This window comes from Oscillibacter sp. CAG:155 (assembly GCA_000436875.1).
GTDB lineage: Bacteria > Bacillota > Clostridia > Oscillospirales > Oscillospiraceae > Oscillibacter.
Genome location: FR890921.1, coordinates 7,742 through 8,387, shown reverse-complemented (window position 1 = coordinate 8,387; position 646 = coordinate 7,742). Strand labels below are relative to the sequence as shown.

Annotated in this window: 1 protein-coding gene; it reads right to left on the bottom strand. The window is 67.2% G+C overall.

Features of this window, described 5'->3' with window-relative positions:
• On the bottom strand, positions 1 to 525 hold a 525-nt coding region (locus tag QZL67_RS06650), incomplete at its 3' end, for a chorismate synthase (protein WP_292920025.1).
• Positions 526 to 646 lie beyond the last annotated feature (121 nt).

Genomic DNA, 646 nt, shown 5'->3' with positions numbered 1-646 from the left:
AAGCTCCGCTGTGGGAAGAAGGGGAAGGGCGTCGTCTGCCTCCGTGCCCACGGAGGCCAGATGCGCCCCCACAAAAATCCCCCGGCGGGCCAGGATCTGCTTGGCGATGCCGCCGGCGATGCAGAGGGGGGCCGTCAGGCGGCCGGAGAAGTGGCCGCCGCCCCGCATGTCCGCCTGACCCTGCCACTTGACAAAAGCGGTGTAATCCGCGTGGCCGGGCCGGGGCTTGTCCCGGAGCTCCGAATAGTCCGAGGAGTGCTGGTCACTGTTTTGAATCACGGCGCACAGCGGCGCACCGCAGGTGACGCCGTTTTCCAATCCGGAGAGGAAGGTGGGGCGGTCCGTCTCCTTCCGGAGGGTGGAGAGGGCGTTTTTGCCGGGCCGGCGCCGGTCCAGAAAGGCCTGGAGCGCATCCAGGTCCACCGCCTCGCCGGCAGGCAGGCCGTCCATCACCACGCCGATGGCCGCCCCGTGGGACTGGCCGAAGACGCTGATCTTCAAGAGATGTCCGAACTCAGAGGACATGAATGTCACCTCCCAATCGCTGATATTCCCCCCAGAAAGTGGGATAGGACTTGTCCACGGCCTCAGCGCCCAGAATGGTGACGGGGGCGGTGCAGGCCGTGGCGGGGATGGGGCGCGGCAG